The 13,173-nt window shown below is 65.8% G+C and carries 13 protein-coding genes; 7 read left to right on the top strand and 6 right to left on the bottom strand.

What is annotated here, in order from left to right; translation table 11 throughout:
* Positions 1–65 precede the first annotated feature (65 nt).
* The 5 genes from CZ674_RS02210 to CZ674_RS02230 form a co-directional block, all read right to left on the bottom strand.
* Positions 66–902, bottom strand: a complete 837-nt coding sequence (locus tag CZ674_RS02210; RefSeq protein ID WP_086990843.1) for a dihydrodipicolinate synthase family protein — start codon at positions 900–902, stop codon at positions 66–68.
* Positions 899–2,467, bottom strand: a complete 1,569-nt coding sequence (locus tag CZ674_RS02215) for a tripartite tricarboxylate transporter permease (RefSeq protein WP_086990845.1) — start codon at positions 2,465–2,467, stop codon at positions 899–901. The genes CZ674_RS02210 and CZ674_RS02215 overlap by 4 nt, the downstream gene beginning before the upstream one ends.
* Positions 2,464–2,988: a tripartite tricarboxylate transporter TctB family protein gene (locus CZ674_RS02220; RefSeq protein WP_086990847.1), complete on the bottom strand. Its 525-nt coding sequence runs from the start codon at positions 2,986–2,988 to the stop codon at positions 2,464–2,466. Before CZ674_RS02220 ends, CZ674_RS02215 begins: the two co-directional genes overlap by 4 nt.
* Positions 2,989–3,080: 92 nt before the next feature.
* Positions 3,081–4,031, bottom strand: coding sequence for a tripartite tricarboxylate transporter substrate binding protein (locus tag CZ674_RS02225; protein ID WP_086990849.1), 951 nt, complete (start codon positions 4,029–4,031; stop codon positions 3,081–3,083).
* Positions 4,032–4,088: 57 nt separating this feature from the next.
* A complete protein-coding gene (locus CZ674_RS02230) occupies positions 4,089–4,772 on the bottom strand; it encodes a GntR family transcriptional regulator (protein ID WP_086990851.1) in 684 nt (227 codons plus the stop codon).
* Between the two features lie 183 nt (positions 4,773–4,955).
* Between CZ674_RS02230 and CZ674_RS02235 the strand changes: the two genes are divergently transcribed.
* The 7 genes from CZ674_RS02235 (at position 4,956) to CZ674_RS02265 (ending at position 11,786) form a co-directional block, all read left to right on the top strand.
* Entirely contained in the window at positions 4,956–5,525 is a 570-nt protein-coding gene (locus CZ674_RS02235; protein WP_086990853.1) for a glucose-6-phosphate isomerase family protein, read from the top strand.
* A gap of 8 nt (positions 5,526–5,533) precedes the next feature.
* Positions 5,534–7,030, top strand: a complete 1,497-nt coding sequence (gene xylB / locus CZ674_RS02240; protein WP_086990856.1) for a xylulokinase — start codon at positions 5,534–5,536, stop codon at positions 7,028–7,030.
* Positions 7,031–7,978, top strand: a complete 948-nt coding sequence (locus CZ674_RS02245; RefSeq protein ID WP_086990858.1) for an NAD(P)-dependent oxidoreductase — start codon at positions 7,031–7,033, stop codon at positions 7,976–7,978.
* A 10-nt stretch (positions 7,979–7,988) separates the two neighbouring features.
* Positions 7,989–8,627: a bifunctional 4-hydroxy-2-oxoglutarate aldolase/2-dehydro-3-deoxy-phosphogluconate aldolase gene (locus tag CZ674_RS02250; RefSeq protein ID WP_086990860.1), complete on the top strand. Its 639-nt coding sequence runs from the start codon at positions 7,989–7,991 to the stop codon at positions 8,625–8,627.
* Complete coding sequence (locus tag CZ674_RS02255) at positions 8,624–9,529, top strand: shikimate dehydrogenase family protein (protein WP_086990862.1); 906 nt, start codon at positions 8,624–8,626, stop codon at positions 9,527–9,529. The genes CZ674_RS02250 and CZ674_RS02255 overlap by 4 nt, the downstream gene beginning before the upstream one ends.
* Positions 9,526–10,470 (top strand): phosphotriesterase family protein, encoded by a 945-nt coding sequence (locus CZ674_RS02260; RefSeq protein ID WP_086990864.1) that lies wholly within the window; start codon positions 9,526–9,528, stop codon positions 10,468–10,470. The genes CZ674_RS02255 and CZ674_RS02260 overlap by 4 nt, the downstream gene beginning before the upstream one ends.
* A 152-nt stretch (positions 10,471–10,622) precedes the next feature.
* Positions 10,623–11,786 (top strand): amidohydrolase family protein, encoded by a 1,164-nt coding sequence (locus tag CZ674_RS02265; protein ID WP_086990865.1) that lies wholly within the window; start codon positions 10,623–10,625, stop codon positions 11,784–11,786.
* A 202-nt stretch (positions 11,787–11,988) separates the two neighbouring features.
* On the opposite strand, the gene CZ674_RS02270 is transcribed toward CZ674_RS02265, so the two are convergent.
* A complete protein-coding gene (locus CZ674_RS02270; protein WP_143244598.1) occupies positions 11,989–12,900 on the bottom strand; it encodes an FxLYD domain-containing protein in 912 nt (303 codons plus the stop codon).
* Positions 12,901–13,173 lie beyond the last annotated feature (273 nt).

Here is a 13,173-nt window from a genome sequence, read left to right on the forward strand (position 1 = left end):
GAAAACTCCCGTTGAGATGGCATCTCGTCGGGACTTTTCCATCTCGCGAGACGGTTTGCGCCGCTTCAGCCCACCTGCTCCACCGCTGCGCGGACAGCAGCGACAGCATCAGCATCGGGCTTGGCAATGGACATCCTCGAGGTGCCGGCACTGACACCCTGCAGCTCGAGTGCTGTGCGCATCCGCTCCATGTCTCCGGCGATGGCATCGACAGCGACATCGATCTCGGCCTGCGACGATCCGCGGAACGGCTTCGGCAGCACCGACGAGACACCCGAGACGACACCCTGGGCGCCATAGTCGGCAACCCGCAGCATGTCGCGGTCGGCTCCGGTGTAGATGACGAAGTCGTCACCCACGACCGCACGGTACTCGGCCAGCAGCTCGAGCGGCTCCTCGCTCACCTTGGCGCCCACGAAGTTCGACAGGCCAGCGATCTGGCGCATGAGCTCGACCGAGACGAAGTTGTTCGCACGCTTCTGGTAGACGTACACGAAGGCCCGCAACCCGTCGGCGTAGTCGTTGACAGCCGTGAAGAACTCGAGCAAAGCCCCATCGGTCACGGGCAGGTAGTGCGGCGTCAGCACGGCGATCTCGGTTGCTCCGGCAGCACGTGCGCCGTCAATCAGCTGCTTCACCTCGTAGAGACTCGCACCACCGACGTGCACGATGACGCGCATCCGCTCGCGCAACACCTCGACCGCAAGCGCCGCAAGCTCGTTGCGCTCGGCAACCGTCAGTGCTGCGAACTCACCCGTCGTGCCAAGCACGAATGCTCCCTCGTTGCCAGAGGCGCCGACGAACTCGAGGATCGCGCGCGAGCTCTCCATGTCGACCGATCCGTCTGCCGCAAAGGCCGCCGGAACCGCTGTGATGACCTCGGGTGCTGATGCTGTGCTCACTTGGTGTTCTCCTGTTTCTCGTTGTAGCTGTCAAGCGCGCTGGTCTCTGCCTGCGCGAGTTCGTCTGCGACCTTCTGCTCGAGCGTCGAGCCCTTGCGTCGACGCAGCATCGGCACGATGAGCGAGATCGCCGCGAGCGCCAGGAAGGCCAGTGCGATCGGGCTCCAGACCTCGAAGAAGCCGCGACCCTGCTGCAGCACGAGCGTGCGGGCGAGGTTCTCTTCGGCGATGGGGCCGAGCAGCAGGCCGAGCACGACCGGGCCCGCGGGGATTCCGACGCGCTTGAGCACGACTCCGACGACACCGAAGACCAGCATGGTCACGACCGTGAAGATCGAGTTGGTCGTGGCGTAGGTGCCGAGCATGCAGAACAGCAGGATGGTCGGCCACAGATAGTGGTTGGGGGTGTCGAGCAGCTTCACCATGCCTTTCATGCGCACGATGCTCGCAATCAGCGACAGCACGACCGCGATGATCATGATCGCGGCCATCGTCACGACGAGGTCCGGGCGGGTGGTGAACAGCTGCGGGCCGGGGTTGAGGCCCCAGATGAGCATCGAGCCGATCATGACAGCCATGACCGAGTCGCCGGGGATCCCCAGCGCCATCGTGGTCGTCAGCGATCCTCCGAGGGTCGCACTCGAAGCAGTGTCGGCTGCGACGACGCCTTCGAGGTTGCCCTTGCCGAACGACTTGGGGTGTTTCGACATGCGGCGCACGCGGTCCCAGCCGATGAGGCCGGCGATGTCGCCACCTGCTGCGGGCACAAGTCCTGCGACGAGGCCGACTCCCGACGAAACGGCGAACGGCTTGAGCGACGACCTGAACTCCGCCTTGTTCGGCCACCAGCGACCGAGCGCCGAGATAGGCTTGATCTGGCTCTTGCTGTGGGTGAGCATCTGGTCGAACAGCTCGGTGACGCCGAAGAGGCCGATGATCACAGCCAGGAACGACACGCCTTCGCTGCCCGAGAGCTCTGAGATGCCGAACGTAAAGCGCTGATCGCCCGTTGCCGAGTAGAGGCCCACCGAACCGATGAGCAGGCCGATGACGCCGGCAATGAGACCCTTCAGCACCGAATTCGACGCGATGCCGATCATGACGGTGAGGCCGAATACGACGAGAGCGAACAGCTCGGGCGACCTGAAGTAGTCACGGGCGATCGTCGCGATCGGCACCGCGGCCGCAATGAAGATGACCATGCTGAGCAGCACGCCGCCAGCGGTCACGAACGCCGACATCGTCAGCGCGAGGCCTGCCTTGCCCTGCTTGGCCATCGGATACCCGTCGAGGGTGGTGGCGATGGATGCGGGGGTTCCGGGAGTGTTGATGAGGATGCTCGGCACACGGTCGCCGAAGTTGGCAGCCACATAAATGGTCAGCAGCACGCATAGGCCCGGAACCGGGTCGAGGGTGAGCGTGAAGCCCGACGCGAGGGCCACCGCCATGGTCGCGGTGATGCCGGGGAACATGCCGACCAGCAGGCCGAGGCCCAGGCCGAGCAGCAGGCAGAGGACGACTTCGATCGACGCGAGGGCCGAGAGTCCTTCGATGAGTTGGTTCACAGCGGGATCCTCAATACGACACTGAAGAGCAGGTAGGCGAGCAGGGCCATCGGCAGCGGGAAGAACACGTAGGCCTTCCAGCCGCGAGCGCCGTAGACGGCGATGAGCACTGCCAGGAAGATGGTCGCCGCGATCGGAAACAGCTCGATGCGGTAGCCGAAGGCGATGACGGTGCCGATGTTCCAGGCGACGACGAAGAGCGCTGTGGCGATGAGTGTGGCGCCGACGCGGCGGTAGCCGCCAGACTGCAGGGCATCGAGGTCTTCGCGTTCGGGCGCTGGCCGCACGACGGCGACGATGAGCTGAGCGAGCGAGAGGCCGATGCCGGTGATCGCGAGCACCGTGGGCCAGAACTTCGCATCGATCTGGCCGGGGCCAGCCTCGGCGCGAAGCGAGATGTTGAGCGCAAGCCCGAGCACGAGGCCCATGAACGCGAGGGATGCCGCTGCTGCGACGATCTCCATGGTGCGCGACGGATTCGGCGATTCGGTGTCATCTGCAATGACAGCTGCGTCAGTCATCAGAACACCCTCCAAGTCTGCGATTGCCTGATCTATGTGCGGGGAGGGCCCGGGAGACCCTCCCCGCAACGGTGTTTCGAACGGTGCCGGGTCTAGCCCAGCAGCTCCTTGTACAGTTCGAACTGCTCGTTCACGAATGCCGTGAACTCTTCGCTGTCCTTGTAGACGACGAGGTTTCCGGCGTTCTCCTGGAACTCCTTGTACGAGTCGCTCTCGACCGAAGTGGCAACGGCCTCTTCGAGCGTCGCGCGAACATCCTCGGGGATGTCCTTGGTTGTGTAGATGCCGCCCCAGCCGCCGAACTGAATGTCTGCGCCGATGGCCTCCTGGAAGGTCGGCACGTCAGAGATCTGCTCGAGACGCTCGTCGTGCATGACACCGAGGATGCGCACTGCATCGCCCTGGGCAATGGCTTCGCCACCGCCCGACACTGCGGCGTCTGCTTCACCGGATGCCGCGGCCGAGACTGCAGTCGCGCCTCCGTCGTATGCGACAGGCGTGAACTGCGTGCCGGCCTCCTTGTTGATGCCGAGAGCAGCTGCCTCCCAGATCGATCCCGCACCGGAGTTGGCGACTGTGAGCGCCTCGTCCTTGCCGGCTGCGATCAGGTCTTCGAGCGTCTCGTAGGGGCTGTCTGCCGCAACGGTGATGACGCCGGGAGCCAGCATGATCTGGCCGATGAACGTGTAGTTCTCGGGCAGCACGTTGGCGTTCTGCGTCGTGTTGAGCATGGCCACCTCGACCGGCGCGAAGCCGATCGTGTAGCCGTCGGCAGCCTGCTCGCCCACGTATTCCATGGCGATGGCGCCGGATGCGCCGGGCATGTTCTCGGGGATGACGCTCACACCCAGCTGGCCTTCGAGCTCGGTTGCGAGTGCACGGCTCGAGAGGTCGGATCCGCCTCCGGGATCTGCCTGGATGATGAGGCGGATGTCGTTCTCGGGGAACTCGCCGCCTTCTTCGGCAACTGGCGTGCAGCCTGAGACCGCGAGCGCGAGGGCCGCGAGGCCTGCCACTCCCGTGATGAGACTCTTCTTTCGCATTGTCAGCAACTCCTTCGTTGTTTGGTTGTCGTGCTGTCGTGTTCGTCGTTGTGGCGGCTACGCAGTCTTCGCGCCGTACGCGCTGCGCATGCGGTCGAGCGAGCCCTGGATGTGTCGGCCGAGGATCTCGAGCGTGCCTTCGGTGTCGCCCCCCGCAACCGATTCGAGCAGCAGCTCGTGATCGCGGAGCGTGGGGGCGAGGTCGCCGTCCTGCGCGTTGGTGACGGCAAGCATGTCGGCGAAGGTCGGGCGGTACTGCGCCCAGACCGCAGAGAGCCGGGGGTAGCCGGCCGCATCGTAGAAGGCAGTGTGAAACTGCAGGTCTGCACTCGCGAACGCCTGTCGGTCGCCCGCCTCGAATGCTTCGCGCATCCGCCTGAGCTCTGCCTTGACGCCTTCGAGGTCGACGCCTTCGCGCTCGCAGATGGCACGGACGGCCGCGAACTCGAGCAGCTCGCGAATCATGTAGAGCTCTTCGATGTCGGCGGACGTGAGGCCGCGAACGTAGGTGCCGCGCCTGCGCGACTCGACGAGGCCCTCGACCTGCAGCTGGCGCAGGGCGTCGCGGATGGGACCGCGGCTGACGTCGAACGTGGCCGAGAGCTTCGACTCGACGAGGTGAGTGCCGGCTGCCAGATCACCGGTGATGATTGCGCGGCGCAGCTGCGCGAGCACGTGGTGGCCCAGCGCTGGTGCGGGGGCGAGCGAGTCGAATGACTGCTCCCAAGTCTGATGGTGCATAACGTCCTTGTCTTGCGAACCGGTGACGGTTAACCGTAAACATAACAGCGATCGCGTGCCGGTGCCAGCACTTTCTGAAACGCACGCAGAATCGCCAAAGGGATGCGGCAAACACCAACGCTGTGTAACCTGTAATTACAAGTTGGGCCAAGGAACGCGCCCCTCCGTCCCGAAAGGAACGCCATGCCGGAATTCGCAACGCCGCCGATTTCACCGTTCGCCATCCAGTTCGACGCCGAGGCAGCAACGCTCACCCCCGAAGGCCCCACGCTCACGCGCCGCATGAGCGCACTCGATGGCCTCTTCAAAGACCACGACGCCTGGCAGCAGGCCGTCGCAGACGGCGACCCCGTCGTCTACAGCGTGCAGTCGACGCCGGTGCCCGAGGTCGACCGCGAGCTTCCGCAGTCGATCACCTCGATCGAGGCCGGCACGACCGCAGGCGAGTTCTGGATGACAAAGGGCCACCAGCACCCCAACCACCAGGGCGAGATCTACCTCGCTCTGCACGGCACCGGCGGCCTGCTGATGTTCGACGGCACCGAGACGCAGTGGATCGACATGGTTCCGGGCACGATCGGCTACATCCCGCCGGGCTGGGCGCACCGCTCGGTCAACGTCGGCGCCGACCCCTACAAGTTCCTCGCGGTCTACCCCGGCGGCGCCGGCCACGACTACGGCTGGGTGCTCGAGCACGGCATGGGCAAGCGCGCCTACGCAGTCACCGACGGCTTCGAGCTGCGCGAGTTCTAGGCCCCGAAATGCTCATCGCACACGACCTCGGCACCACCGGCAACAAGGCTTCGCTGCACGACGAGCACGGCACGCTCCTGCACTCCGCAACGGTCAGCTACCCGGCGAACTTCGCGGCCGGCGGCATCGCCGAGCAGGATCCCGACGACTGGCACAGCGCCGTCCTCGAGGCGACCGCACAGCTGATCAGCGCATCGGGCGCCGACCCCGCCAGCATCACCGGCATGGTCATCAGCGGCCAGATGATGGGAGCCGTGCTGCTCGACGCCCAGCACCGCCCCGTTCGTCCGGCGATCATCTGGGCCGACACTCGCGCATCCGCACAGGCAGACCAGCTGAACGAGCGACTCGGCGAACAGGCCGCGTACAACCTGCACGGCCACCGCATCAATCCGACCTACACGCTCGCGAAGGTCATGTGGGTGCGCGACAACGAGCCCGACACGTTCGCGAAGGTGCGGCACGTGTGCGTCGCGAAGGACTACGTGATCCATCGCCTGACGGGTCGCCTGGCGACAGACCGGTCGGATGCGTCGGCAACGAACGCGTACGGCATCACCAAGGGCGAGTGGTCGCGGGAGACGCTTGCGGCAGCCGACATCGACCCGGCGCTACTTCCGGAGATCCTCGAGTCGACCGACGTGGTCGGCACCCTCACTGCGGCAGCCGCTGATGCCACCGGCCTCAGCCGCGACACCCGCATCGTCATGGGCGGCGGCGACGGCCCGATCGCGGCGGTCGGAGCAGGCGTCGTGGCACCAGAAGACGGCGCGTACATCGCCATGGGCACCTCGTCGTGGATCTCGTTCGCAGCCGAGAAGCCGCTGCTCGACCCGTCGATGCGCACCTTCACGTTCGAGCATGTCGTGCCGGGGCTGACGGTTCCGACGGCGACGATGCAGGCTGCCGGCGCATCCGCCACCTGGATCAACGAGCTGCTCTCGCCCGACCCCTCGGGCGCCACGCTGAACGCCCTCGTCGACCAGGCGAGCACAGAAGACGCCGAGACCGACGGCCTCTACTTTCTGCCGTACCTGCTGGGCGAGCGCTCGCCCAAGTGGAACACCCATGCCCGCGGCGCGTTCGTCGGCATCGGCCGCCACCACGGCCGCGCACACATGACCCGCGCCGTGCTCGAGGGCGTCGCCTTCAACCTCGCCGAGTGCCTGCGCGCATTCGGCGACGGCGGGCACGAGTTCGACCACATCGACGCAGTCGGCGGCGGTGCCGCGAGCGACGTGTGGCTGCAGATCATGGCCGACGTGTGGGGCGCGACCGTGCGTCGGCGCAGCGTCGTCGGCGAGGCCAACAGCCTCGGAGCCGCAGTCGTCGGCCTCGTCGGACTCGGCATGGCCGACGACTTCTCGCCAGCGCGCAGCCTGTCGAAGGCAGTCGCCGAGTTCACGCCGGATGCGCGGGCGCACGAGCGATACCGCGAGCGTTTCGAACGGTTTCAGGGTGCGTATGACGCACTCGAGCCTTGGATGAATCAGGGAGACAACTAGATGGCAGTCATTCTGGCAACCAGCCGCTCATTCGGGTCTGGCGATCGCGATCTCACCGCAGAGCTCGCGGCGGCCGGCCACACGGTGCTGCGCGGCCCGTCGAGTCACGAGATCGACGAGCTTCGCGAGGCCCTCGGCCAGGCCGATGCCTGGGTCGCGGGCACGGGCCCCGTCACCGCCGAGCATCTCGACGCCTCCCCCGGCCTCAAGGTCGTCGCCCGCTACGGCGTCGGCACCGAGGCGGTCGACGTCGCGGCAGCCCGCGAGCGCGGCATCGTCGTCACCAACACCCCGGGCGCCAACTCCGACGCTGTCGCCGACCACACCGTCGCGCTCATACTGACGGCGCTGCGCTCGATCACCGCGGGCGACCGCGGCGTGCGCTCGGGCGACTGGAGCGTCATCCGCGGCAGGCAGCTGGGCAGCCAGCGCGTCGGCCTCGTCGGCTTCGGTCGCATCGGCCGCGGGGTCGCGCAGCGGCTCAGCGGCTTCGGCAGCTCGGTCATCGCGCACGACCCGTTCCTCAGCGACGAGGACTGCGCAGCGGCCAGCGTCAGCAGCGCCACCCTCGAGACCATCGGCCAGCAGAGCGACATCGTCTCGCTGCACGCACCTGGCGGCCAGACGGTCGTCGATGCCGCCTGGCTCGCCGCACTGCAGCATCCGATCGTGCTGGTGAACACCGCACGCCCCGACCTGGTCGACGAGGATGCGCTCGCTGCGGCGATGCGCGACGGCCGGGTTCGCGCGTTCGCGGCAGACACGCTGCACGGAGACACTGCTGGATCGGCCTCTCCGCTGCTGGCTGACGACCTCGCCGACCGCGTGACGGTCACCCCCCACTTCGGCGCGCAGACCGTCGAGGCGGTCGACGGCATGGGATCGATCGCCGTCGACAACGCCCTCGCCGTGCTCGACGGCCGCGTGCCGCCCAACCCCGTCAGATGAAGGAGCAATCGTGACAGACAGACTGCAGCAGGTTCAGCAGACAGGCGTGTTCGCCGTGCTTCGAGCCCCCGATGCCGAGCATGCAATCGAAGCGGCTCGCGCACTGATCCGCGGCGGCATCACAGGCATCGAGGTGACGTATTCGACCCCCGGCGCACCTGACGCGATTCGCGAGCTGGTCGCCGAGTTCGGCGACAGCGCCAACATCGGCGCCGGCACCGTGACGTCGGCCGAGCGCGCCGAAGCGGCAGCCGATGCGGGAGCCCAGTTTCTGGTCTCGCCGGGAACCGTGCCCGCGGTCACCGAGGCGATGCTCGAAACCGGCCTCACCGTCATGACCGGCGCGCTGACGCCGACCGAGGTCATGACCGCTCTCGACCTCGGCTCGCATGTCGTCAAGCTGTTCCCGGCCGCGCTCGCCGGGCCGCCGCTGCTGAAGGCGCTGCGCGGTCCGTTCGGGGATGCGCACTTCATGCCCACAGGCGGCGTCTCGGCAGAGAACCTCGGCGAGTGGTTTGCTGCAGGGGCGCTGGCTGTCGGAGCCGGAAGCGACCTCGTCTCGAGCGCACGGCTCGCAGAGCGCGACTGGGACGGCATCGAAGCGGTTGCCGGCGAGTTCACGGCTGCGCTGCAGAAGGCACGAGCATGACCGAGCGCATGGCGTTCATCGGCGTGACCACCGGGTCGTCGTCGATCATGCGCATCTTTCCCGAATGGGCTGCTGAGTTGGGCCTGCCGACGCAGACGCTCGAGGGGGTCGATGTCGCACTCGACGCACCTGCTGCCGAGCTTCGCGCCGCCGTCGAGGCCATCAAGGGCGACCCCGAACACCGCGGCGCACTCGTCACGACGCACAAGATGTCGGTGTTTGAGGCGGCGAGCGACCTGTTCGACGAGCTCGACGACTTCGCCCGCGCGTGCAGCGAGGTCTCGAGCATCTCGAAGCGCGACGGGCGGCTGCTCGGCCACGCGAAGGACCCGCTGACGGCACGCCTCGCACTCGACGAGATCTTCGCCGCCGACGGATTCGACGGCGACCGCGACGCCGTGATCCTGGGTGCCGGCGGGGCTGGGCTCGCACTGAGCTGGGCTCTGGCCGAGCGCGATGACCTGCCCGGCCGCATCATCGTGACCGACTCCTCGCCTGAGCGGCTCGAGCACCTGCGCGAAGTGCACGCCGCGCGCGGCACCGACCCCGACCTGCTCGTGACCAGACCCGCCGCCGACACCGCCGAGCTGCTGCAGGAGGCGCCTGAGGGATCACTCGTGGTCAACGCCTCGGGCCTCGGCAAGGATCGCCCGGGCTCCCCCGTGCCCGAGGGCGTGCTGTTTCCTGAGAATGCGACCGTGTGGGAGTTCAACTACCGCGGCTCGCTCGAGTTTCTGCAGCAGGCGCGCACGCAGGAGGAGCCGCGCGGGCTCAGCGTGCACGACGGCTGGCGCTACTTCATCCACGGCTGGACGCAGGTGATCGGCGAGGTGTTCGACGTCGAGATGACACCCGAGCGCGTCGACCGCCTGGCTGAGATCGCAGACGGCTCCAGGGCATGACTCGCATCCAGCCCGGCCACGCCCGCACGGTGCTGGGCGACGTCGCCGTGGCTGAGCTCGGCCGCGTGAACGCGCATGAGCACGCCTTTCAGGTGTCGCCGCTGCTACCGGGCGACAAGCTCGCCGACGAGGCGCTGAGCACTCGCGAGTTCGAGCTGCTTCGCGGCAGCGGGTTCGACGCGGTCGTCGATGCGACTCCCCTGGGGCTCGGACGGCAGCCGAACGCACTCGCCCGTGTTGCGCGCGCATCCGGCCTGCACTTGATCGCGGCCACCGGCATGCACCGCGACGCGCACTACGGGGGTCTTGTCGAGCTGTCTGCCGCGGAGCGCTCGGCAGCATTCATGCGAGATGTCGTCGAGGGGATTCCTGCTGGCGATGTCGACGGTGCGCCGACGGATGTGCGGGCCGGCATCGCGAAGGTCGGCATCGACTACTGGCAGATCACGAAGTCTGAGTCGGCCACCATCGAGGCCGTCGGTGCCGTGCACGAGGCGACCGGGGTGCCGGTTCTCGTGCATCTCGAGTTCTGCACGGCGGCACACGAGGTGCTCGACCGCTTCGCGGCACTGGGGGTGGCCGAGTCGCGGGTGCTGCTGTCGCATGCCGATCGCGACCCTGACCCCGGGCTGCACCACGATCTGATGGCGCGCGGTGCGTGGCTCGGATACGACGGCATGGCCAGGCCCAAGACTCGCTCTGATGCCGAGCTGCTCGAGCTGACCGCAGCGGTGCTCGAGCGCCGTGTGAACCGGGTGCTGCTCGGCGGCGACGTCGCGCGGGCTTCGCGCTACGCAGCGTACGGCGGGATGCCGGGGCTGCAGTACCTGGGCGAGCGGTACCTGCCTCGCCTGCGGGATCGAGTCGGCGCGGAGGCAGTCGAGCGGATGCTCGTGGCGAATCCCGCAGGCTGGCTCGGTGGCGAGGCGGTCGCGGCATGACGAACCGCGCCGCCGCGTCATGAGAAGCCGCGCAGCGGCGTCACGAAACCACACCCCGCCCGCCGAAATCCTCGCACGGTGAAGCTCCTCGCCGCATCCCGGCTTTTCGTGAACACGTCCCGCCGGCATCCACGACTCACTAAGCTCGTCTCATGAGCGCAGACATCGTGCTGACAGGTGCACGAATCTGGTCGCGCCCAGATGCTGAGCTGAGCGAGCCGACCACCGTGCTGATGCGCGACGGCCACATCGCCGAAATCGGCGCCGAGCCTCCCGCCGGAACCCTCTCGTTCGACCTCGGCGGCCGCGTGCTCACCGCCGGCTTCTGGAACTGTCACGTGCACTTCACGGGCTCCCCCTGGCACCGCTCGAAGACTGACACCGCCGATCACCTGCAGCCGTTCATCGATGACATGCTGCTCGCCCGCGGGTTCACGAATGTGCTCGATCTCGCGTCGTCGCCGAAGACGACCAAGTCACTCATCGAGCGCATCGACACCGACGACCTGCGCGGACCCGAGATCGTGACTGCCGGGCCGGGCATCCGTCCGTGGCGGGGCATGCCGTTCTATGTCGCAGCCGATGTTCCGCGATATCTGCACTGGGCGATGCCGGGCCCGTCGACTCCCATCGGCGCTGCAACTGCCGTGCGCATGCAGGCCGCAGCCGGCGCTGGCATCACGAAGCTGTTCACCGGCTCGTACGTGACCCCGACCGATGTGAAGCCGATGAAGGTGTCGGTCGCTCGAGCTGCTGTGCGCGCCGCGCATGCTCGAGGCTTCAGGGTGTTCGCGCATCCGTCGAATCGCGAGGGCACCGAAGTCGCCCTGCTGGCAGGTGTGGATGCGCTGGCGCACCTTCCCGACGAGACCGAGGGAACCGCGGCGCTGCTGCGAGAGGCTGCTGACCGCGGCATTCGGGTGGTGCCGACGCTGCACATGTTCGCCGCCACAGTGACCGACGACGACACCTATCTGGCGCCGATTCGCGAGGCGCTGCGCGGCTTCATCGCTGCCGGCGGGCGCGTGCTGTTCGGAACCGACGTCGGCTACATGAGCACAACAGACACGGGCGGCGAGTTCGCGGCGATGGAGCAGGCGGGGATGGATGCGCGGGCAGTGCTCGCATCTCTCACCACGGAGCCTGCCGAATTCATGCGCCGCGACGACCTCGGTGTCGTAGAGGTCGGCAGGCGTGCGAACCTGACGGTGCTCGAGGCAGATGGTGCGCCGGCGCCAGCGGACTTCGCGTCGGTCTATGCCGCGGTGCGCGATGGCCGGGTGCTCTACACGAGCCCGTCGCTGCCGCCTGAGTAGCGGGCGGTGCCCAGCCACCTTCCTCAGTTAGGTCGAAAAAGTCTGGCAAAGTACAGTACTTTGCCAGACTTCTCGCCCGTAAATGACCCTGGAGCAGTGATTCGCATTGCCACGGTAGCTTCTGCCACTGCGGTTCAGATGAGCTCGTGAACGCATCCAAGTTCACCTACCGCCGCCCCTGCGCTCCAACTGACCGTGCAGTTCAATCACATAGGGATGACGCCTCGCCGTAACCTCCGTCAGACGTCTCCCACTGCACTGAAATGTCAAAATTCGAGATCTGACTGTCTAGAAAGTAGAGCTCAATTAATGCAGTTTGGCCGGCTCGCCAGTTAGTGATGGATGAGAACTCCGTGCCGCGATTGACGCCGTCGGCGTCAATCAGCGATACATCAACCCACACAGACGAAAAGTCGATGTCCAAGGGATTGGTAACGTTTGCCTCGTAGTCAAAGGAGCCGTATCCAGAGTCGACCAGATACCAATCCAAGGAGCAGAAGGCGTCCGCTAGCGACTCTTCAATCTCGCCCCTAGATTCAGCCAACTCTGCATTTAATCGCATATCTACGATGACATTTGCATGCTGCTCGGGAACTTCGAGTTCGTAAACGTCAACAAACTCCAATATCGCAATCGTCCTACGGTCATAGATTTCAAACCAAGTGCTCTGGTACTTACTGTCGTCGACATTCATGTACTGGAGAGAATCCATGCTGTCGTCCAGGAGCCCGATGTAGTTTGCCGCGCGTGCCCCGAGGTCGTCATCGGAGAACTCAATACCCCTATAGGGATCAAGTTTGTCAAGCTCAAGTTCCACAGCCTCTGCTACCTGCGCCTTGTATTTCTCTGCATACTGCGAGTCGTCAACTGGTATCGCCTGTTCCGGATCGGTGAGTAGGTCCCACCGAGCAACCCAAGCTTCCACGAGATCCTCTAGGAAGGTCTCGTCAGCTGATGGGGATTCTTCTGTGGACTCTGATGCCTCCACCACTTCCGATTGTTCATCAACGCTGGCGTCAGTGTCTGCGCATGCCGATGTGAGCAACAGACTCGAAATTATGAGTGCTGATCCAGCAATTTTAGTGAACCTAGCTTTTGCCTTTGCCTCGAGCACGTACTTCTCCCACGGATGACTTATTTTTCAGCTATCAAATGAATCATAAGGCAGAAGCACCTGGCGTATCAGGGCCAGTGGATGAGCGCGAGTAAAGGCTTCCAAGACGACATGGCCATCCTGCAGATAACCGCTCTCCCAATGCGCGTCCAAATGGGTCAATAGTCGCGTAGCTCTTAGCAAAAATGCCGCTACAACACGCAATCCCATGCGGACTATGAAGCGCCCTGGGTCTGATGGAGACTCGCGCTATTTGATTCCCACCAGCTGATC

This window comes from Agrococcus casei LMG 22410, assembly GCF_900163565.1.
GTDB lineage: Bacteria > Actinomycetota > Actinomycetes > Actinomycetales > Microbacteriaceae > Agrococcus > Agrococcus casei.

Coding starts and splice junctions, on each gene's coding strand:
- CZ674_RS02260 (WP_086990864.1), top strand. CDS start 9,526: ATGACTCGCATCCAGCCCGGCCACGCCCGCACGGTGCTGGGCGACGTC.
- CZ674_RS02225 (WP_086990849.1), bottom strand. CDS start 4,031: ATGCGAAAGAAGAGTCTCATCACGGGAGTGGCAGGCCTCGCGGCCCTC.
- CZ674_RS02220 (WP_086990847.1), bottom strand. CDS start 2,988: ATGACTGACGCAGCTGTCATTGCAGATGACACCGAATCGCCGAATCCG.
- CZ674_RS02235 (WP_086990853.1), top strand. CDS start 4,956: ATGCCGGAATTCGCAACGCCGCCGATTTCACCGTTCGCCATCCAGTTC.
- CZ674_RS02265 (WP_086990865.1), top strand. CDS start 10,623: ATGAGCGCAGACATCGTGCTGACAGGTGCACGAATCTGGTCGCGCCCA.
- CZ674_RS02230 (WP_086990851.1), bottom strand. CDS start 4,772: ATGCACCATCAGACTTGGGAGCAGTCATTCGACTCGCTCGCCCCCGCA.
- CZ674_RS02255 (WP_086990862.1), top strand. CDS start 8,624: ATGACCGAGCGCATGGCGTTCATCGGCGTGACCACCGGGTCGTCGTCG.
- CZ674_RS02245 (WP_086990858.1), top strand. CDS start 7,031: ATGGCAGTCATTCTGGCAACCAGCCGCTCATTCGGGTCTGGCGATCGC.
- xylB (WP_086990856.1), top strand. CDS start 5,534: ATGCTCATCGCACACGACCTCGGCACCACCGGCAACAAGGCTTCGCTG.